This is a genomic window from Niastella populi (genome assembly GCF_002078015.1).
Lineage (GTDB): Bacteria > Bacteroidota > Bacteroidia > Chitinophagales > Chitinophagaceae > Niastella > Niastella populi.
In genome coordinates this window covers 66834-89043 of record NZ_LWBP01000178.1, presented here as the reverse complement: position 1 = coordinate 89043, position 22210 = coordinate 66834, and the positions used below count along the sequence as shown (strand labels likewise).

Genomic DNA, 22210 nt, shown 5'->3' with positions numbered 1-22210 from the left:
CCTGGAGTTAAGAACTGAATAACTGAACAACTATCGACCATTGACTATTTACTATTCACCAAAATGAAACATTTTTACCTTCTACTACTTGTTACAGTTGTGCGACTACAGGTTGTTGCTCAAAACGCCTACTGGCAACAGGAAGTGCATTATACCATCGATGTATCGCTAAACGATACCGAACATACGCTGGAAGGTTTTTTAAAGCTGCGGTATATCAATCATTCGCCCGATACGCTTCGTTTCATCTGGTTTCATTTATGGCCCAATGCGTTCAAGAACGATAAAACGGCCTTTACCGACCAGTCGCTGGAAAACGGCGAAACGAAATTCTATTTTTCCAACCGCGAACAAAGAGGTTATATCAACCGCCTCGATTTCAGGGTGGCCAATAATACGCTGAAAACCGAAGATCATCCCCAATACATCGATATCGTAAAAGTAAACCTGGCGGCGCCGTTGCTGCCGAACCAGGCAACAGAAATAACTACGCCTTTTCATGTAAAACTGCCGGCGAATTTTTCGCGGGGCGGTCATACCGGCCATTCCTACCAGGTAACACAATGGTATCCCAAACCGGCGGTATACGACCGTAACGGCTGGCACCCGATGCCCTACCTTGACCAGGGCGAATTTTACAGCGATTTTGGCAGCTTTGACGTGCGCATCACCGTTCCGGAAGGGTATGTGGTAGCGGCCACCGGCGAGCTGCAGAACGAAAAAGAAAAGACCTGGTTGAAAGAAAGGGAACACTATATTTCCAGGGAGCCTGAGGAATCGGCAAACGTGAAACGTGAAACGGCAAACGGCAAACGGCCATCGGCAGCGGAGCGAAAACAGATTGCCATAGAAAAAGCCAGGGCGTTGAAAGCGGCAAAGCGGAAAGGGCAGTCGGCAACGGACAATAGGCAATTGGCAAAGGAACAACCACAAACCACAAACAACAAACCACAAACTGTTCAAAATACCCGGGGCGCTTCCCGTGTTCCCCAAACCTTCAAAACACTTCAATACAAACAAAATAACATCCACGATTTTGCCTGGTTTGCCGATTCGGCCTTTTTCGTAAAACAGGATACCATTCAACTGGCATCGGGCCGGGTAGTGCAGGCCATGAGCTTTTACCGTTCGGCAAAAAGCAGGTCCTGGAATCAATCCATACAATATATAAAAGACGCCGTGCATTTCAGATCGAACGCCATTGGCGAGTACCCTTACAATGTAGTAAGTGTGGTAGAAGCCAAAATGGGTTTTCAGGGCGGTATGGAATATCCTACCATAACGAGTATATCGCCGGGGATGGATGAAAAACAACTGGATATGACCATCGGGCATGAAGTGGGCCATAACTGGTTTTACGGTATTCTCGCCAGCAACGAACGCGCATATCCGTGGATGGATGAAGGCGTGAACTCATATTACGACAGGCGGTACAAAGCCATCAAATACCCCGGGCCGCCCTATGGCAAATGGGTACAAAAAAGGGTACCCGATGATCTTGAAGAACTGGCTGTCGATGCACTGGCAAAGATCAAAAAAGACCAGCCGGTGGCAACACATTCGGCCGATCTTACTTCGGTGAACTATATGGTGGTCACTTACCTGAAAACGGGTTTGATGGTACAGCGTCTTGAAAACGCCATGGGCCGGCAGCGGTTCGATAGCTGTATGCAGGCGTATTACCGGCAGTGGCAGTTCAAACATCCTTATCCGCACGATTTTCAAAAAAGCTTTACGGTGGGCGATGGCAAAGCGGTGCAGTCGTTCTTCGATTCGCTGCAGCAAAAAGGCGGCATCAACCCCATCGTGCGCAAAAAGTGGAAGCCGGTGTTCCTGTTCTCCTTTAAAAATTATGACAGCGTAAGTTATCTCAACTGGATGCCGGCCATAGGGTACAACAGCTACGATAAGTTCATGTTCGGTGCGGTGCTGCATAATTATACTTTCCCTGCACATAAACTGCAATACATTTTTACACCCATGTATGCCTTCGGCAGTAAGGACCTTACAGGACTAGGCCGTATCGGTTATACCTGGCGTCCAAACAAAACATTCGATAAGATCGATCTGTCGGTAAGCGGTGCGCATTTCAACACCCGCGAAGGCACCGATAGTTTGGGTAAAAAAATACATAACGGTTTTTACAAAGTGGCGCCGGCCCTGCGGGTTACGTTCAATAATAAAAATGTACGCAGCAGTGTGGATAAATGGCTCGAATGGCGCACCTTTTTTATTTGGGAAAATAACTTCAGGTATGTGTTGAAAAGCGACGATGGCGGGTTTTATCCTACCGAAGGCAAAACAACCAGCAGGTACCTTAACCAGCTCACGTTCAATTTTGCCGACTACCGCACATTATATCCTTACGATGCGCAGTTGCAACTGCAACAGGGCGAAGGCTTTTACCGTGCTTCGGCCACGGCCAATTACTTTTTTAATTATTCCGGCTATGGTGGTTTGCAAATGCGCGTGTTTGCCGCGAAGTTTGGGTATATAGGCGAGAAAACGCTTTCGAAACAATTCAGCACGCTGGTATATCAACCCAAGCTCACCGCGGTGCGGGGCAATGAAGATTATACGTACAGCAATTATTTTATCGGCCGCAATGAACAGAGCGGGTTGCCGGGCCAGCAGATAATGGTGCGCGATGGTGGATTGAAATTACGCACCGATCTGTTCCAGGGTTTACAGGGCCGCAGCGATAACTGGATCGCGTCGCTGAACCTGAGCACTACGCTACCACAGGGATTGTTACCGGTGAACCTGCCGGTAAAGATCTTCTTCGACGCGGGCACCTATGCCGATGCATGGAAAAAAGATGCGGCCACCAGCCGTTTCCTGTATGTGGCCGGCGTACAGCTTACCCTGTTCAAAGACCTGGTACATGTATATGCGCCGGTGTTGTACAGTAAGGAATTCAGGGACAACCTGAAAACCGTGCCCGATGAAAATTCTTTCTTCAAAAAAATATCGTTCAGCATCGATATACACCGGTTCAATTTACGCCGCGCAACGGGCAATAAGATCCCGTTTTAACCATAAGGTGTGCCACACTTAACCGTGCGATCGGAGGAAAGTGTGGCACACCTAAATTAACTATGCACCGCAACCTGCAATACCTGCAACGTAAACACATCGACACCCAACAATGGGATCGATGTATTGCCAATGCAGCCAACGGGTTGTTATACGCTCATTCTTTTTACCTCGACTATATGGCCGGCAACTGGGATGCGCTGGTGCTGGGCGATTATGAAGCGGTGATGCCGCTGACCTGGCGAAAAAAATGGGGCATCAGGTATGTATACAGGCCTGCTTTTATACAGCAATTGGGAATATTTACCGGGACCGAGTTAACTGTTGAACTGGTAAACAGGTTTTTAAATGAGTTGCCTGCCCATTTTCGGTTTGCCGACTTTTTTTTGAATTATGCGCACCCCCAAACTGGTTTGCCCGGTCATTCCAATTTTCTTCTACCACTACAACTGTCATATGAACAGCTTCGGGCAAATTATAAACATGACCTGGTTAAAAATCTGAAACGGACAAGCCGGTTTAACTTATTGTATTCAAAAGAAAATACGTATAAAGAGTCGCTGGCTGCCTTCAGGGATCTGTACGGAAACCGGATAGCACATGTAACCGACGATGATTACAGCCGCTTTGAAAAGGTGCTTGCCTATCTGAATGAAAGAAATAACCTGGTCGCAAGGTCTGTTACCGAAGATGGTAAATTACTTTCAAAGGGAATGTTATTACGCGATAAACACAGGTTGTATTTAATCGCTTCTGTTACCTGGCCAGAAGGACGGAATAAAGGCGCTAACCATTTTTTGATCGACCGGCTGATCGATGAATTTGCCGGAAGCAGTTTGGTCCTTGATTTTGAAGGTTCTGATATACCGGGCATAGCGCATTTTTATAAAAACTTTGGAAGTTTTGACCAGCCCTATTATCATTTTTATTACAATAAACTGCCCTGGCCGGTCCGGTTGTTAAAATAGGAGGTTGGCGGTTCACTGATAGTGTTTGTACGCCACATATAAACTTTCATGCTCCAGGTTTTTTTCTTCAATAATAAAACCATAAGGCGTAACAGCTTTCGTGAACAACTGTAGGTTTTCCTCAGAATGAATTTCAACGATAATAGTATCGGTAATAGTGAGCCATTCGGTATCGTCGGTAAAAAGAAAAAACTCTGCACCTTCAATGTCGATCTTGATAAGGTCGATATGCGTTAACCGGTGTTGCTGCAGAAACTGTTGCAAGCGAATGCCGGGCACCGGAAAGTTGGTGACCATACCGGACAGTTGAGAATTGTAGGAATGCTTTGATCTTTGTAAATAAACAGTGCCGTTGCTATTGCTGATGGCAGCATGATCGGCAATTATAACCCCGTTGGCAAGTTGCGGCTGCAGGTTTTTGGTAAGCAAAGCATAATTGCTTTCGTCAGCTTCCACCGTGTACACTTTTGCGTTGGGGCAATGCCAGTGAAGCCAGGCGGCTGTAAAACCAATATGCCCGCCAAGGTCAACAATTGTTTTGGCGCGTTTAAACAATGGATCGGGGAACTGGTAAATAGAACGCCAGAAGATATCGTAAAATATCTGAAGATCACCGGCATAGGTGCGCAGGTAAAATGGCTGTTGTTGTTTATTGAATTGAAAAAGATAAGCACTGGCATTATCAACATCGATCGGCGAAGGGTTTTTGTGCGGCCATTTCGATCTTTTGGTATTTATGATAAGCTTTAGAAAACTGGTTGTGTTAACCGTTACACGATAACAAAAAAACAATTTGCCGATCGCTGTTTTAGTCCGGGTCCATATATGACTGATAGCCGGCATCAGGCGCGCAGATTTTCTTTCAGGATCTTTTCGGCCAGTAAAATATCGAGCGGCCGGGTTATTTTGATATTGGTGGCTTCGCCTTCTACCAGGTGAATGGCCACGCCGAGTTTTTCCACCACGCTGGCTTCATCGGTAAATGCAACATCGTATGGTTGTTCAAAAGCTTTTTGCAGGATGTCGCTGAAAAATGTTTGCGGGGTTTGAATGATGCGCACTTTGGTGCGATCGATTACCTGACTGCCGTCAGGGGTTTCAATACGCAAAGTGTCGACCGGTTGAATGGCGGGAATGGCATTTCCTTTTTCAACCGTGCTTTCGTAACAACGGTGAATAAGGCCGGTGGAAAGCAAACAGCGAACGGCATCATGCACGAACACCACACCGGGCGCCTGAATGGCGGCAAGCCCGTTCTTGACGGAATGAAAGCGGGTTTCGCCACCGGTGGTGATGGTTATGCGGGCGGGGTCGCTGGTAGTGCCGATGATCTCCTGCCCGGTTGGTATATGGTCTTTGGGTAGAACGAGAATGATGCGCATGTCGGGCGCGGCCGCCAGAAAGGTTTCGAGCGAATGCCACAGCACGGGTTTACCGCATACCGGCAGAAACTGTTTGGGCAATGTGCTACCCATGCGTACTCCGGAACCTCCGGCTACTATGACAGCGTATTTGTTCATGCCTCCGGCTTAAAGTTTTTGTTTGTGGTTTGTGGTTTTCCCTTGTTGCCTTGTTGCCTTGTTGCCTTTTCACCTTTAAATCAAATTTTAACATATTCGAAAAAGGGTGTTTTCGCCCTGAGATGATCGCGGAACGGGTGACACAACGTCGGGTGGCCTGAATTCATATTTTTATGCCTGAGCCGGTGAGCTTAAAACGTACAACTTTCTGTTTACAACTTAAAAACTATCCCCGAGTTCGCGTTCTATTTCTTCCATGTGCACGATATCCCATGCCTCGCTTTCTGTAGGTGCTACGTTCAATAATTCAAGCAGATCGGCGGCGTCGAGGTCTTTTTCCACCTGCTTTTGAAGGCAACAGATAACGAATGATGAACTTTGTGCGTAAAAGCTTTGTTGTATATTCACAAGGTGCTCACCGGCAGCGTTATCGACGTTTTGGATGTCTTGTAAATTAAGCACCACGTTTTTAACTTCCTGTTGCAACAGGGGCATTAAACAAGCATCCAATTCTCCTGTCATATTAGCAGATAAAGTCTGTTCTTTGATCTGAATGGCATGGAATTTCTCACTGGTATCAATTTTGAACTGCATAAGGTCTTAAAATTATTTTGATGCAAAACACGAAAACCATTAATAAAAGGGTACAACAGAATGTCAAAAATATTCGTTATTATTGTATAACACACAACAAATTATAATTAAATGGACAACAATTTTTCAGCCCAGGTGAAGGAGATCATTTCTTTTAGCAGAGAGGAGGCTTTACGGCTTGGGAACGATTTTATCGGAACTGAACATTTGTTGCTGGGGTTGATCCGTGAGGGAGAGAACACTGCTGTCCGTATATTGAAAAGCTTTAATGTGGATCTGTACGAATTGCGGAAAGAAGTAGAACTGGCAGTAAAAGACAAAACCGGTAAAAACATTGCTAACATAAACAGTCTACCACTTACCAAGCAAGCTGAAAAGGTGATAAGGGTAACTGTTCTGGAAGCAAAAGCGTTGAAGAGCCCTACAGTTGAAACGGAACATTTAATGCTCTCCATTCTCAAGAATAAGGAAAACATAGCAACTCAAATCTTAAATCAGTTCGACGTGGATTACGATTTATTCAGAAACGAATTAGGCGTTGTTAAAAGCAACGACGTACGCAGCGAATATGCCGATGAGAACGAAGATGATTTCGATGATGAAAAAAAGTATTCGCAGCAGAAATCGCGCTCTGCCGGTAATACGAAAAGTAAAACGCCGGTATTGGACAATTTTGGCCGCGACATTACCCGTTTAGCCGAGAGTGGTGCCCTTGACCCTATCGTTGGACGTGAGGAAGAAATTGAAAGGGTGTCGCAGATCCTGAGCCGCCGTAAAAAGAACAACCCGATTCTCATTGGTGAACCCGGCGTTGGTAAAACCGCCATCGTTGAAGGGTTGGCCCTGCGTATCGTACAGCGTAAAGTATCCAGAGTATTGTTCGATAAACGTGTGATCTCATTAGACCTTGCCGCCCTGGTAGCAGGTACAAAATACCGCGGTCAGTTCGAAGAGCGCATGAAAGCCATCATGAACGAACTCGAGAAGAACCGGGATGTGATCCTGTTCATCGATGAAATTCATACGATCGTTGGCGCCGGTGGTGCAAGCGGTTCACTCGATGCATCGAACATCTTCAAACCGGCCCTCGCACGCGGCGAGCTCCAGTGCATTGGCGCATCTACCCTCGACGAATACAGAATGTACATCGAAAAAGATGGCGCACTCGATCGTCGTTTCCAGAAAGTGATGGTAGAACCGCCAAGTGTAGATGAAACCGTTCAGATCCTGAACAACATCAAATCGAAATACGAGGACTATCATAACGTTACGTACAGCGACGATGCCATCGACGCCTGCGTAAAACTCAGCGACCGTTACATCACCGACCGTTTGTTGCCCGATAAGGCAATTGACGTAATGGATGAAGTTGGCGCCCGTGTTCACTTAAAGAACATCAACGTGCCGAAAGAGATCCTCGACCTCGAAAAGAAGATCGAAGATGTAAAGGTTGAAAAGAATAAAGTAGTAAAGAGCCAGAAGTTTGAGGAAGCCGCTTCTTTACGCGATACCGAAAAACGTTTGCAGGAAGAGCTGGAAAAAGCGAAAGCAAGCTGGGAAGAAGAAAGCAAACACAAACGCTATCCTATCGACGACGAAGCCATTGCCGAAGTAGTAAGCATGATGACCGGTATACCGGTGAAGAGAATGGTGCAGGCCGAAAGCGAAAAACTGCGCCGCATGGCCGAAGATATGCGTGGAATGGTGATCGGTCAGGACGAAGCGATCGAAAAAGTGGTGAAAGCCATACAACGTAACCGCGTTGGTTTGAAAGATCCCAAAAAGCCTATCGGTACCTTTATCTTCCTCGGACCTACCGGTGTTGGTAAAACCGAGCTGGCCCGTTCACTGGCCCGTTATATGTTCGACTCGGAAGATGCGCTCATCCGCATCGACATGAGTGAATACATGGAAAAATTCACGGTAAGCCGTTTGATCGGTGCGCCTCCGGGATATGTTGGTTATGAAGAAGGCGGACAACTGACAGAGAAAGTACGCCGCAAACCTTATTCAGTGATCCTGCTCGATGAGATCGAGAAAGCACACCCGGATATCTACAACATCCTGTTACAGGTGCTCGACGATGGACAGCTCACAGATGGTTTGGGAAGAAGAGTTGACTTCAAGAACACGACTATCATCATGACCTCGAACATAGGTGTACGTCAGTTGAAGGATTTTGGCGACGGGGTAGGTTTTGCTACCCAGGCACGCACACAAAGCGCTAATGAAAATAACAAAGCCGTTATTGAAAAAGCGTTGAAGCGTACCTTCTCGCCCGAGTTTCTGAATCGTATCGATGATGTGATCATCTTCAACTCGCTGAACAAAGACCATATCTTCTCGATCATCGACATCCTGATGAAAGGTGTTATGAAACGCCTGGCTAACCTCGGCTTTACGCTGGAGTTGACCACCGAAGCAAAACACTTCATCGCCGAGAAAGGATACGATCAGCAGTTTGGCGCCCGTCCGCTGCACAGGGCTATTCAGAAATACCTCGAAGATCCCCTTGCAGAAGAGATCCTGAGCCTGCACATTAAACAGGGCGATACCCTGGTGGCCGACCTCGACAAAGAGAACAGCAAGATCAGGTTCACGTTGAAGACCGAAAAGGAAAAATCGGAAGCCAACAACTAAGAATACAGAAATAGTTGAAACATCATATAGGCCCCAACGCTCGCCGTTGGGGCTTTTTTTATGCATTTTTGGCGCTGTGAACAACTAAACAGTTTACCTTTCGTTAATAATATCGTGTCCCTCGGTTTACAATACCCCCGGGTATCAGGTGGCATTTTCGACGTGCCGGCATATTATTCAGGGCATCAACTCTAAGGCGATGGACTGCTAACCAGGTGACACAGCGTAGTGTGCCAATCAAGTCCCACTACAAAACTGATGTCGTCCCTCAACCGGGGCGACATTTATTTTGAGAGAAATACAGCTTCAAGCTTCAAGCTGTAAGCGTGAATACAGGCGAAAGCGAATACAAATACAGCTAAAAGGCGAAAGCTCAAAGCTTAAAGCGAATACAAATACAGGGGAAAGGCGAAAGGCTAAAGCCGAAAGCAAATACAGCAAAGGCGCTGGTGGCTTGAGCCCAAATGATTAGTTTTTAACAGTTTGACTTTAGTTGCCCGCCCCGAATTTTAAGTCTTTCGCCTTGTTCCTTGCAACTGGTTCCTTTACTTTTGCAACCATACCTATGCAACAAAAGATCATTATCACCATCGACGGGTGGTCGTCGTGCGGAAAAAGCACCCTGGCCAAACAACTGGCCCGCGAGTTAGGGTACCTGTATATCGACAGCGGCGCCATGTACCGGGCCATTACCCTTTATTTTTTGCGTAATCACGTTGACTGGACCCACCACGACGCGGTTGATCAGGCGTTGCAGAATATCAAACTCAACTTCCATTCGAACCATAAAAGCGGCCAAAGCGAAATGTACCTGAACGAGGAGAATGTGGAATACGTTATCCGCGACCTGGTGGTGGCGGAAAAAGTAAGCGAGGTGGCGGCCATCAGGGAAGTACGCGAGTTTGCCGTTAAACAGCAGCAGGAGATGGGCCGCAACAAGGGCATTGTAATGGATGGCCGCGACATAGGTACGGTGGTTTTCCCCAACGCCGAACTGAAGATCTTTATGACGGCCGACAACGATATCCGCGTCAAACGCCGGTTCCAGGAACTATATGAAAAGAACCCCAACGTTACCATGGAAGAGGTGCGGGCCAACCTCGAAATGCGCGATTATATTGATTCCCACCGCGAAGTGAGCCCGCTGCGCAAGGCCGACGACGCCCTCGAGCTCGATAATACCAACATTACCATGAAAGAGCAGCTGGAGATTGCCAAGAAGTGGGTGCAGGAGCGTAAGAACGGGCAACAGGACAATTAAGAAAAGGCAACGAGGCAACGAGACAACGGGCAATGCCAAAGCGCAATGGGTCAAACCCGGCCGGCCTTCATATATTCAATAATTTATATTCTATTTATTGTTAATTCGATAAGGAGCCTTACATTTGTCGGGCTCTGTTATTATTATACTCCACTTGCATCATTCAATGTAAGCTTTATTCATTTGTCCTACAGCTAACCTTCAAAGGCATTATCCTTTTGTGCAACTCCGTACTATGAGATCTGGTTCAGGCATGTATTTCATTCCATGATGACCACTTGTTTAACCTCCCCGCAAACCCGCAAACCTGTTTAACAGGATCCATTATTCTGTACAAAAACGCCCCGATACATCCGTACGCTGATGTAAGCTATCCTCATATACATTGACAACTTTTAAACCATTTGTTTTATGAAGCGAATGCTACAATCATGCGCATTGCTACTACTGTGTGCTTTCTCAACTGGTATGTTACAGGCGCAATTAGAAGAAGATTTTACGCCAAATCCGCCCAACTGGATCTTAGCCAACGGGTATGGCATTCACAACGTAAACGGGAACGATGTGATCCTTTCCGCTGCGGGAAACAATCCGGGCACCATTGGTACGCCTATAGTACAAAAAGCCGCCAATACTAACACTGTCACCTATTGCTTCGATGTATTCGGTTATACGCCGCAAGACGGTTTGGGAGAATTGCCCTGCGGTACTACGGTTGATCTTTATTTTACCAACACAACGGTGAACAACGCCAATGACCTCGATGAAACGGATGATACCAAGGTGTACGGTTCGGTTAAAGACATCGCTGTGCCTGCCGACGGCGGCAGAGTTTGCCATGCATTCACCTTTCCGGCCAGCGTTACCGTAACGCAGTTCAGGGTGTTCCTGGTAATAAACAAACCCGATTGTATGGGCAACACCCGTTTTGCGTTTGATAATTTCACCATTACCGGTTTAAGCGAAGTATGTACAGGCGCAGCGTGTGCGCCTGTAGCATTGCCCGATGTATTTACCATCGTTGGTCCGCCCGGCATTACTTCTATAAACGTGGTATTGTATGGTGATAACCCCAGCTTCCCGGCGCCACCTGCCGGTTACCTGGTGTATGCGCCCGGTACCGACAACGACCCCAATGACACTTACAGCGCTTTGACCTGGACGTTGCTGACACCGCCCGACCCGGTTTTAGGTACGGTTACCATGAATCCCGGCGGACAGGGAACCGCAACCATTACGCGGAGCAGTTTGAGTATTACGTTAATGACCTTTGTATACCAGTTGTGCGATCCCAATGGCAATTGCGATACCGCGATCGTACGGGTGCTCTTCCCTGCGGGCGGCGCCCTGCCGGTAACGTTATTGAATTTTTCGGGCAACCGGTTTGGCGGCAATGTGGTGCTGAACTGGACCACCGCCAATGAAAGCGACAATGCAGGTTTTGAGATCCACAGGCTGATCGATGGCGAGTATAAGCAGGTAGGTTTTGTAAACAGCAGGGAAGGTGGCAACAGCGCGTTCCAGTTGAAATACCAGTACAGTGAAATAAACAATACCAATGCGGTTAGCTGGTACCGGCTGGTACAGATAAATAAAGATGGTACGAAGAAGATATTGCCAACGCTGGCGGTACGCGGCCTCGAAGATCTGAAGAAGATGCTGATCTATCCCAACCCGGGCAGTACGGTGAATGTGTTGTTTGGCAGTTCGGCAATAAGGGATGTATCGGTTGTTGACCTGGCCGGAAAACTGATAAAGCGCTGGAACAATTACAGCGATGACAACATAACGATAGCCGGGCTGCAGGCGGGCATGTACCTGTTGCAGGTAACAGACCGGAACACGAAAGCTAAGATGGAATCGAAAATACTTATCAGCAGATAATTATTTGAAAAAGTCATTTGGAAAAAACTTTTCCTGCCAGCGGCGGGAAAAGTTTTTTTTATATAAAGGGTTAAAAATATTTGTGTTATGTTTAATGTAGACTTGTTTAAAGTCAATTATATATTTTCCTATTGCAAATATGAAACTCGCATACTATTTTTGATTAATCTATTTCCAATACCCCTGATCCATCTACGTCCCCTTTAAAGCCTTCGGCAGATAATGATTCTCTTTCCTTGAAAATTCCTGAAACCAGTATTCTCTGAACTGCTGTTCAGAACCTCTATAACCGTAAAAAGAAAGTATGCATTAGATTGCCTCGCTATGCGCTATGCTATGCCATGCATTTCTCCTCCGGCTAATTAAGGTATAACAGCTACCAGTTTTTCAGTAATCAATAACGTCATCATATAACTCCGGTAAACCGGGGAACAGGATAGTATTGCACATACCCGTTGAAAAAAGTAAAGCCAATATACCGCTGTGAACCACCCCTATAATTTCCTAACCACAAAAAGTTTAATTTATGAAGCGGTGTTTACTATTTATTTTGTTTGCGACAATTACGACAATTACGCAAGCCCAACTGGAAGAGGATTTTGATCCGGCGCCTTCCGGTTGGATCTTATCACAAGGCGCCAGTTTCAATGCTGTAAATGGCAACGCGGTTGTTAATACCCCTGGTGTTGGTGGTAACAACCCCGCTAACATTGGTACCCCGGCCGTGAATAAAACCTCGAACACGGTAAAAGTTTGTTTCGATATCTGGGCGTACGATGCCAACCTGAACAATAAACAGCCTTTTCCATGTAACACATATGCGGATATCTTGTTTGTAAACGCTGCGGTTACCTCTTCGAGTCAGGCTGTAGACCCGGCAAATATTTATGCGCGGCAGGATAACTATTTATTGCCAACCAATGGCGGCACCAGCTGTTTTACATTTACTTTCCCGGCGGTTGTAACGGCAAGTAATTTCAAGGTATTTATCTCTTTTCATGCAGATTGTAAACAACCGGGCGTCAAGTATGTAATAGACAATGTATCAATAAGCGGTGTAACGCTTACCTGCTTCGATACCAACTGCCCCCCTGTAGCCCTGAACGATGTGTTTAACCGCGGCAATGGCCTCGAAACCACCTTTGACGGCGCGCTGTATGGTTCTAACCTGACTTATCCCGCAGGATATATTGTAGATGCAACAGGAACGGATAATGATCAGAACGATGCGTATGCCGATCTGCAATGGTCGTTATTGACGCCACCGGTTAATGGAACGGTTACCATTAACAGCAATGGTACCTTTACCGTTACCCGTAATTCAACCACTGTAACGAGTTTGACATTTACCTACCGGTTAATGGATAACGGTCCGGATAACAACATTGCCACTACGGCCGATAATATGTTCGATGATGCCACCGTAACCATCAACTGGCCGCCTGCCGGGCCGCTGCCGGTGACGCTGGTGAACTTCAATGGCAACCGTAAAGGCACCAATGTAACGCTTACCTGGACAACCAACATGGAAATGCAGAATACCGGCTTTGAGATCCAACGCAGTACCGGTAATGGCGTTTATGAAAAAGTTGGTTTTGTAGCAACCAGGGCACTGAATGGTAACAGTGATGTGCCATTACATTATACGTTCACCGAGGGGAATATGGCAAAAGCCAATAGCTGGTACAGACTGGTGCAGATAGATAAGGATGGAACGCGCAAAGTGACACCGGTAAGAGGTATTCGCGGACTGGAAGAAATTTCGAAGCTAACGGTATATCCTAACCCCGGAACTACCGGTAATATGAATGTGTTGTTTGGCAGCAGTGCGGCACGGGATATCATGATCATCGATCTGAATGGAAAGATCCTGAAGCAATGGAACAACTATCATGAAGACAGCATGCCCATCAGCGGACTGCACACAGGTGTGTATATGCTGATCGTGAATAATAAGGCAACCAGCGAAAGGCTGACACAAAAGATTGTGGTTTTATAGGAGAAGTATCAGATAGGTGCGAATGAAAAAGCCCCGTTATAGTAAAACTGTAACGGGGCTTTGTGTTTTTTAAGATCAATGATTACCGGCAAACGCCGCAGGAGCCGCCATTTTTAGCGCAATGGCCGCAACTGCTGCAGTTTTTACAGGCTGTACAGTACTTTGAGCCTTTGCAGGTAGCATGATGTTTTTTAAGATTGTAGGCATAACCGGTGTAAGCGGTAGCGAAGGCGGCAACGGCCACCAGGGCGGATACAGCAAGCATACGTTTCATAAAGTAGGTGAGTTTTGAATTAAGGGGTAATGTTAGAGAATATTTGGGTTATAGGAAATTGACGAAAGACAAGTTCGGATGAAGGGAGGTGGATGGGCGTGAGAAACAGGAGGTTGTGTAGGGGAGGGTGGGGAATTTGTTGACGGTGGTCAAGTATACTGTATAGTTGGTAAAAGGCGGATACCGTAGTTGCGTCGAAGGGAAAAAAAACGGCATACAGCAGTAAATTATTTCAATTCACTGTTATACGCCGATCTTCTGACAGATGCAATCTTTACAAGGAATTTTACTTACTACCGGTTCATCAATTTATGCCTTTACACCCTTACGCTTACTCTTAGTGGTAGTTGTTTTAGTAGATTTTGCCGATGCCGGTTTTTTCGTTTGTTTTTTGACGGTTGCTTTGGCAGTGCTGGTGTTTTCCTTTAACGGTAACTTACGTATACGCGCTATTTTAGAATCTGTTTCTCCTTTGTTGTAATAAAGATCGAGGTAAAAATGATCTCCTTTCCTGTTGTGGTAAATGCACCGGTAGGTGTTGTAGTTTTTGTCGGGGGTTACCACTACGATCGACAGTTTGGTTTTGCCGGCCACTTGTGAAAGCTCTTTGTGATACGCGGCCAGCGAATCGCGGTACTTTACTTTTTTTCTCAGGAAGGTGGGGGCTATGTGATCGATCGCTTCGTCGATGTCGCCTTTTTCCAAAGAAGCCAGGAAAATGGTGGTGTTCAGTCCCTGGGCTCTTTCAACCAGGTCGCGGTGGTCGTTTCTGGTAACTGATTGTGCTAATGTTGCTACATGGCCAACAATGAACATGGCCATAACGAGTACGGTTTTTTGCATAGATACGGATTTCTACTGTTTATGGTTCTGATATACTTACCTGCAATAGCTCGAGCAGTTCGTATATCATTTGGGTTTGCGCTGGTATCAGTTTTTGAATGGTCGTTTTTGCATTGAACCATTCAAATTTATCCAGTTCAGGAAATTCGGCCATAATTCCCGACTTCGGTGGCCATTCCATCTGAAATGTATTGCTTTTCACTTTCTCCATGCTGATCTCCTGTTCTATTGCCCAGGCATGTACCAGCTTGCCACTTTTCTGTTTTACGGGCGTCAGGGCCTGAAATTTGCCCTTTATCTCAATTCCTGTTTCTTCCTCAAACTCGCGAATGGCTGCCTTTAACGGCTCTTCACCTTCTTCTATCTCGCCTTTCACGATGCTCCAGAACCCATTGTCCTTCTTCCGGTAAAACGGTCCGCCCGGATGCGCTATGAAAAAGAAAAGCTCCTTTTTAACGAACCTGTATGGTATTATTCCGGCGCTTTGCTTTTTCATACCATTAAGTTAGCTCCCTTTTCTATTACTTTTTCACGTATTGACAATGCGTGGTGCGTTTTCACCGGTTCATTTGTCAATTTGTGTGGCCTGTTTGCCGTTTTTGACTATCTATTCGACAGGTTGACTATTGGTATGCTTAATTTCTTAACACAACTATCGATTCCTGCCCTGTAGATACGCTGAATTTACCGGCTCACTCAGCAGGTTTTAGATATCATTTGTTCTACTGCCGGTACAATTCTGCAAATGTATTGTACAATTCAGTACACTGCTTATTGTAATTGACAGGTGTTCAATAACATTCGCTCAACTGCCTGTTGTACCCGGTAAATGATTTATATAATTCAATGAACTGCTTATAGAACAGTGCAAAAGTGTTGTAGAAATTGGCAGGAACAATGTTGAATTCGACAAATGGTTTGCAGGTTTCGTTAAACCGGGTGTTGAATTCGATAAATGTATGCGTGAGTATGTCGATCGGGCAGGCATGTACGGTAATTCGATTGAATAATCTGGATAAAGCGGGCTGTAAAATTGGTTTACTCCATCCACGCCTTTATTCACTAACGTTCAATAACACGTGTGTTTTACCTGCTTTAGCAATTTTCATCGAACAGGAAAGACAGGATCCTTTTGCCGGCTAAGAACGATAGAAAAGCTGACCTGGTGGGGTTGCTTAATGAGTTGAGCGGGCAGGTGACTGCAAACGGCTCGAAATTCGGGTAGCGCAAGGTGGTACATCCTGCTGAACTATCGCGAGGCCATTGACCATTGACCATTCACCCAAAAGAAGAACCCCATCCTTGTTCAGAACGGGGCTCTTGCTTGTCATGTCAGTATACCTTCTTGAGTATATTTCCCTGTTTCTCCGCCGGCTGGCGAAGGCAGGTGGTATTAGCGTAAGAACAGCATCTCACGGTATTTTGGCAGCAGCCAGTACTCATCGCCTACCAGCAATTCGAGCTTGTCGGCATGGTAACGGATCTGATCAAAATACGCTTCTTTGATCGTATCGCAATAAGCGATCGCTTTCTCGCGGGTATCACCGATGGCGTTAGCCTTTTTACGGGCCTGGATCATCTTTTCAACCAGTTCGCTCATTTTGTTCACATGCTCAGAAACTTTGGTCAGGATCTGCTTTTGGTTAGCAGAAGCCGTTTCTGGTAAACCTACTTCTTTCAAACCTTTGATGTTTGCGATGAGCTCGTTCTGATATTTGATGGCAGCCGGTAAAATGTGGCTGGTTGCCAGCTCACCCATTACACGGGCTTCAATTTGTACTTTCTTGATATATTTTTCCAGCTCGATCTCATGACGGGCTTCCAGCTCAACATGCGTTAATACGTGGTTGCTTTCGAACAGCTGTTTAGCTTTGTCGTTAACCATCGCATCCAGCGCTTTTGGCGTAGTGCGTACGTTAGGTAAACCGCGTTTTTCAGCTTCCTGGTGCCATTCGTCGCTGTAACCGTCGCCTTCGAACAATACTTTTTCGCTGGCTACGATGTACTCGCGGATAACGTGCATGATGGCGATCTCTTTTTTCTCGCCTTTTTCGATCAGCGTATCTACGTCTTTTTTGAACTTCTTCAGCGTTTCGGCCATGATCGTGTTCAGGGTGGTCATGGGGTTGGCGCAATTGGCAGTAGAACCTACAGCGCGGAACTCGAATTTGTTACCGGTGAACGCGAACGGTGAAGTACGGTTACGGTCGGTGTTATCGAGCAACAGCTCAGGAATGCTTCTGTGCAGGTCTAACTTCAGGATAGCTTCGTCCTGCTCGTCGAACTTACCGCCTACTCTTTCTTTAACATCGTTCAGCACTTTGTACAGGTATTGACCAATGAAAACAGAGATGATAGCAGGAGGAGCTTCGTTTGCACCCAGGCGGTGATCGTTTCCTGCAGAGGCGATAGACGCACGCAGGATGTCGGAATAATCAAATACTGCCTTGATGGTATTTACGAAGAACGTAAGGAACATCAGGTTGGTCTTTGGTGTTTTGCCGGGCGCCAGCAGGTTGATGCCGGTATCGGTAGCCATTGACCAGTTGTTGTGTTTACCACTTCCGTTGATGCCGGCGAATGGTTTTTCATGCAACAACGCTCTTAATTTATGACGGCGGGCAACGCGGTCCATAACATCCATCAACAGGGTGTTGTGGTCAACTGCAACGCTAACTTCTTCGAAGATAGGAGCGCACTCGAACTGTGCAGGCGCTACCTCGTTGTGACGGGTTCTTAAAGGAATACCCAGTTTGTAAGACTCCTGCTCGAAATCGCGCATGAAAGCGTAGATCCTGTCAGGAATAGCGCCAAAGTAGTGGTCTTCCAACTGTTGGCCTTTGGCAGGTGAGTGACCGAATACGGTACGTCCGCCCAGTACCAGGTCGGGACGGGCATTGAAGAACGCTTCGTCAATTACGAAGTATTCCTGTTCCCAGCCTAATGTAGCGTTTACTTTGGTTACGTTCTTGTCGAAATAGTGGCACACTTCAACGGCAGCTTTGTTCAAAGCTTCCAGTGATTTTAATAAAGGTGCTTTATAGTCGAGTGTTTCACCGGTATAGGAAACGAAGATGGTAGGAATACAAAGTGTTTTACCCTGACCGATCTCCATAATGAAAGCTGGAGAAGAAGGATCCCATGCTGTGTAACCGCGTGCTTCGAAAGTTGCACGGATACCACCGCTTGGGAAAGAAGAAGCATCTGGCTCCTGCTGGATCAGTGCATCGCCGTCGAAAGTTTCAAGAGCAGTGCCATCACCTTTCAGTGTGAAGAAAGAATCGTGTTTTTCTGCAGTTGTACCTGTTAATGGTTGGAACCAGTGTGTATAGTGAGTAACACCTTTTGTTTCAGCCCACTGACGAAGTCCGGCAGCGATCTGATTCGCCATTGCGCGGTCAATTTTCTTACCACCCTTGATAGAGGCATTAAGACTTTTATAAGCCTCATCACTCAAAAACTCACGAGCGGTCTTTAATGTAAATACATTTTCACCGAAGATGCCGGTAATTTTGGTTGAACCCTCTACGTCCTGGCCATTCTGGTTGGTCAGGTCGTTGATTGCTTTAAAACGTAATGATTCCATCACTAAAATTTTTGCTTTTGTGCAAATAAACGACAATTACAGTATCAAAAAAAAATTTTGAATTTATGTGGCGGTTTTTTTGATAAAATACAGAAAAAGCGGCCCCGGTAGCGGCAAACAGTTTGAAAATAGGGCGAAAAATGCGATTTTTTTAAATATATAGTTTTTTATTAATCTTCCTGGTGAAGCTCCAGTTTGTACAAATTACCGGAACGGCAAGCAATAAAAGTTCGGCAATGGCTTTGTACCGCACAATGGCGCCGGGGAATGGAACTGTATATCCGATGAGTATATATAATATGATACCAAAGCCCAGGCTAAACAGGATCAGCGGTTTGGAAACAATGGTTTTCCAATACATTTCTTTTTTTATAATAGCCAGCAGAACCAGCAGCCAGAACAGCATGATGGCTGCCGCCGTCATGAGTTGCAGGGCCCCCTGCGCTTCCCATATATAAGGTCTTAGGAATGTATGGCTGGATGCCTGGGGCAATACCCGGGCAAAACTGCCAGGGGTGGGTTGCAGGCTGTCGAGCGGGAACCGGGTTCCCTTCAATTGCATAAATGCCTGTTGCCGGTGCACGATCACCTGCGGCAGGTTCCGGCCGGGCGACACCCAGGCCGTGGCGAAGAACAACAAACCACCCGTAGCATATACCGCCAGAAAGGTGAGCGTGGGTTTTCGGTTAAATTTTACCGGTATATACCAGGCTATAAGCGCCGGTATCAATAATAACAATACCTGACTGCGGAAAATGATTATGCCTGTGGCGCTGATGGCGCAGTAAACAAGCGATCCTGTTTTATTATAATACAACCACCGGCGAAAATGCAGCAGCAGCAGGGCGAGGAAAAAAAGTATCAGTCCATCCCCGCGGATGCCGCTTAGCCAGAATACGAGGGGCGGGAAGAAAAAGAACAGCAGCAGCAGCGGTTTTCTTTTTTCGGGGAATTCCTGCACATACAGGCTGAACAACCAGTAGTGTCCCCAGAACAGTATGAAATTGAAGAATACCACATTTATATAATAATTACTGCCACCGAAAATATTGCCGATGGTGAGGATCTTGATGATGAGGTTGTTTTCGAGGGTGTGTATCCAGGCGCTTATGCCATCCCAAAAACCGCCGCCTGCCCAGGCAAAGGACCCGGCGGGGCCCAGGTTGGTTATGAATTGAACCGGGTCGGTAGTCAATAGTTTCAATTCTTCCTGTGAATAGGCCTGGTACATCCAGGTGTCGTCGCCGTTATAAAAACGCCCATAGATATAACCGTATAAACAACCCAACGCTACTTTGAACAGAAAGGCCAATGCCAGTTCGGTTACGGATAACATGGCTTTTTTCCGGATCATCCGGTTTATTAGAAAAATAAATATTATACTATAAAAAATGATACCTATTATAGTCATATAGTTCTTAGTTCATAGTTCTTAGTTCATGGTTTCGGTGCTTGCGACTTTCGCCTGATGTTTTTTACCGTAAACTGTATTCTGTATTCGCTTTCAGCTTTTGGCTTTCAGCTGTATTCTGTATTCGCTTGTAGCTTGAAGCTTGCAGCTTGTAGCTGTATTCTGTACTCGCTTGCAGCTTGAAGCTTGTAGCTGTATTCTGTATTTCGTACAGCTTGCAGCGTGCAGCGCGAAGCTGTATTCTGTATTCGCATTCAGCATTCAGCTGTATTCTGTATTCGCTTGTAGCTTGAAGCTTGCAGCTTGTAGCTGTATTCTGTACTCGCTTGCAGCTTGAAGCTTGTAGCTGTATTCTGTATTTCGTACAGCTTGCAGCGTGCAGCGCGAAGCTGTATTCTGTATTCGCATTCAGCATTCAGCTGTATTCTGTACTCGCTTGTAGCTTGAAGCTTGCAGCTTGTAGCTGTATTCTGTACTCGCTTGTAGCTTGAAGCTTGCAGCTTGTAGCTGTATTCTGTACTCGCTTGTAGCTTGAAGCTTGCAGCTTGTAGCTGTATTCTGTACTCGCTTGTAGCTTGAAGCTTGCAGCTTGTAGCTGTATTCTGTACTCGCTTGTAGCTTGAAGCTTGCAGCTTGTAGCTGTATTCTGTACTCGCTTGTAGCTTGAAGCTTGCAGCTTGTAGCTGTATTCTGTACTCGCTTGTAGCTTGAAGCTTGCAGCTTGTAGCTGTATTCTGTACTCGCTTGTAGCTTGAAGCTTGCAGCTTGTAGCTGTATTCTGTACTCGCTTGTAGCTTGAAGCTTGCAGCTTGTAGCTGTATTCTGTACTCGCTTGTAGCTTGAAGCTTGCAGCTTGTAGCTGTATTCTGTATTCGCTTGTAGCTTGAAGCTTGCAGCTTGTAGCTGTATTCTGTATTCTGTATTCGCTTGTAGCTTGAAGCTTGCAGCTTGTAGCTGTATTCTGTATTCGCATTCAGCATTCAGCTATATTTGTTTATCCCGTTCAAATGTATAAATTTGATCCTAATATTCATTAATGTATAGCAAGGGACGTGCTCATAAGTTGATCGCATTTGTATCGAACAGCGCGTGGTCGGTCTACAATTTCAGGTTAGATGTGATCCGTGACCTCATGGCAAATGGTTTTGAGGTAATGGTGCTCGCGCCTGATGATGAGTATTCGGCTTACCTGAAAGAGAGCGGCTGCCGCTTCATTCCGCTCGACTTCAATAATAAAACAAAGAACCCCGTTGCCGAGCTGGCTTTCTACCGCCAGTTGCGCTCGCTCTACCGCGAACATCGCCCCGATTTTATCTTTCACTATGTGGCCAAACCCAATATTTACGGTTCGCTGGCAGCTGCCGCCATCGGCATTCCTTCCGTTGCCGTAATAACCGGACTGGGATACCCGTTTGCCAAACGCAACTGGTTGTACCATGTAGTGAAACAGCTGTATAAAAAAGCCCTGCGCAAAACCCGCGAAGTTTGGTTCCTGAACAATGAGGACGCCAAAATATTCATCAACGAACATATCGTGAATATTGAAAAGGTGAAGGTGCTGCCGGGGGAAGGCGTTGATACGGATTATTTTTCCAACCCGCATAGAGGCGCCAGGAAAGAAAGCGAGCCGTTTACTTTTTTGATGAGCACCCGGCTGCTCAAAAGCAAAGGCATCAGTTTGTACGCCGATGCCGCCCGCATCTTAAAGAAGAAGAACTATGCGGTGCGGTTTGAGCTCATTGGTTTTTTTGAACAGCATCACCCCGATTCTATTTCGCGCGAAGACCTCGACCGCTGGCATAAAGAAGGCCTGATCCATTATGGCGGATTTGCCAAAGATGTGCGCCCCTTTCTGCAACGGGCCGATTGTTTTGTTTTTCCCTCCTTTTATAATGAAGGCGTACCCCGCTGTTTAATGGAAGCGGCCAGTATGGAACTGCCGGTAATTACCAGCAATAACCGTGGGTGCAAGGAAGTGGTGGTGAACAACACCACGGGTTTCCTTTGCCATGTGCACGATCCTTTCGACCTGGCCGATAAAATGGAAAAGGTCATCAACCTGCCGGCGGAAGAACGGCTCCGCCTTGGCCGCAACGGCCGGGCGCTGGTGATCAAAAAATTCAATATCAGGAATGTTATAGATGAGTATGTGGCTACGCTGAATGCCGATTGGGCGGAGTAGTCAATGTGATAA

At 46.3% G+C, this 22210-nt stretch carries 16 protein-coding genes; 7 read left to right on the top strand and 9 right to left on the bottom strand.

The genetic code is table 11. The features are described from left to right. Positions 1-63 precede the first annotated feature (63 nt). Positions 64-3036, top strand: a complete 2973-nt coding sequence (locus A4R26_RS15260) for a M1 family metallopeptidase (RefSeq protein WP_133054684.1) — start codon at positions 64-66, stop codon at positions 3034-3036. A 62-nt stretch (positions 3037-3098) separates the two neighbouring features. Continuing rightward, entirely contained in the window at positions 3099-4004 is a 906-nt protein-coding gene (locus tag A4R26_RS15255) for a hypothetical protein (protein ID WP_081164611.1), read from the top strand. Between the two features lie 12 nt (positions 4005-4016). Here the strand turns inward: A4R26_RS15255 and A4R26_RS15250 are convergent, their stop codons facing one another. From A4R26_RS15250 to A4R26_RS15240, 3 genes are all read right to left on the bottom strand, one after another. Further along, a complete protein-coding gene (locus A4R26_RS15250; protein ID WP_165760281.1) occupies positions 4017-4796 on the bottom strand; it encodes an FkbM family methyltransferase in 780 nt (259 codons plus the stop codon). Positions 4797-4846: 50 nt separating this feature from the next. After that, positions 4847-5524, bottom strand: a complete 678-nt coding sequence (locus tag A4R26_RS15245; protein WP_081164609.1) for a 2-C-methyl-D-erythritol 4-phosphate cytidylyltransferase — start codon at positions 5522-5524, stop codon at positions 4847-4849. A gap of 219 nt (positions 5525-5743) precedes the next feature. Then, positions 5744-6118 carry an STAS domain-containing protein gene (locus tag A4R26_RS15240; RefSeq protein WP_081164608.1) on the bottom strand — a complete coding sequence of 125 codons (375 nt, stop codon included), beginning with the start codon at positions 6116-6118 and terminating at the stop codon, positions 5744-5746. Between the two features lie 111 nt (positions 6119-6229). On the opposite strand from A4R26_RS15240, the gene A4R26_RS15235 reads away from it, so the two are divergent. From A4R26_RS15235 to A4R26_RS15220, 4 genes are all read left to right on the top strand, one after another. Beyond that, complete coding sequence (locus tag A4R26_RS15235; RefSeq protein ID WP_081164607.1) at positions 6230-8758, top strand: ATP-dependent Clp protease ATP-binding subunit; 2529 nt, start codon at positions 6230-6232, stop codon at positions 8756-8758. Positions 8759-9323: 565 nt separating this feature from the next. Further along, on the top strand, positions 9324-10019 hold the full coding sequence (cmk, locus tag A4R26_RS15230; RefSeq protein WP_081164645.1) for a (d)CMP kinase: 696 nt from the start codon (positions 9324-9326) through the stop codon (positions 10017-10019). 411 nt (positions 10020-10430) lie between these two features. Further along, positions 10431-11903, top strand: coding sequence for a T9SS type A sorting domain-containing protein (locus tag A4R26_RS15225; RefSeq protein WP_081164606.1), 1473 nt, complete (start codon positions 10431-10433; stop codon positions 11901-11903). A gap of 526 nt (positions 11904-12429) precedes the next feature. Further along, positions 12430-13902, top strand: a complete 1473-nt coding sequence (locus tag A4R26_RS15220) for a T9SS type A sorting domain-containing protein (RefSeq protein WP_081164605.1) — start codon at positions 12430-12432, stop codon at positions 13900-13902. 82 nt (positions 13903-13984) lie between these two features. Here A4R26_RS15220 and A4R26_RS34635 read toward each other — a convergent pair whose 3' ends face one another. The 6 genes from A4R26_RS34635 to A4R26_RS15185 form a co-directional block, all read right to left on the bottom strand. Continuing rightward, the gene (locus A4R26_RS34635; protein ID WP_133054683.1) at positions 13985-14176 is read right to left on the bottom strand and encodes a hypothetical protein; all 192 of its coding nucleotides are present in this window, start codon (positions 14174-14176) and stop codon (positions 13985-13987) included. 309 nt (positions 14177-14485) lie between these two features. After that, positions 14486-15019, bottom strand: a complete 534-nt coding sequence (locus A4R26_RS15215) for a hypothetical protein (RefSeq protein WP_081164604.1) — start codon at positions 15017-15019, stop codon at positions 14486-14488. A 19-nt stretch (positions 15020-15038) separates the two neighbouring features. Then, on the bottom strand, positions 15039-15515 hold the full coding sequence (locus tag A4R26_RS15210) for an NUDIX hydrolase (protein WP_081164603.1): 477 nt from the start codon (positions 15513-15515) through the stop codon (positions 15039-15041). A gap of 897 nt (positions 15516-16412) precedes the next feature. Further along, on the bottom strand, positions 16413-18605 hold the full coding sequence (locus tag A4R26_RS15200; protein WP_081164601.1) for a glutamine synthetase III family protein: 2193 nt from the start codon (positions 18603-18605) through the stop codon (positions 16413-16415). 151 nt (positions 18606-18756) lie between these two features. After that, positions 18757-19959, bottom strand: coding sequence for a hypothetical protein (locus A4R26_RS15195; protein ID WP_081164600.1), 1203 nt, complete (start codon positions 19957-19959; stop codon positions 18757-18759). Between the two features lie 311 nt (positions 19960-20270). Beyond that, the gene (locus A4R26_RS15185) at positions 20271-20996 is read right to left on the bottom strand and encodes a hypothetical protein (protein WP_133054682.1); all 726 of its coding nucleotides are present in this window, start codon (positions 20994-20996) and stop codon (positions 20271-20273) included. Positions 20997-21052: 56 nt separating this feature from the next. On the opposite strand from A4R26_RS15185, the gene A4R26_RS15180 reads away from it, so the two are divergent. After that, a complete protein-coding gene (locus A4R26_RS15180; protein ID WP_081164597.1) occupies positions 21053-22198 on the top strand; it encodes a glycosyltransferase family 4 protein in 1146 nt (381 codons plus the stop codon). The last annotated feature ends 12 nt before the right edge of the window (positions 22199-22210 follow it).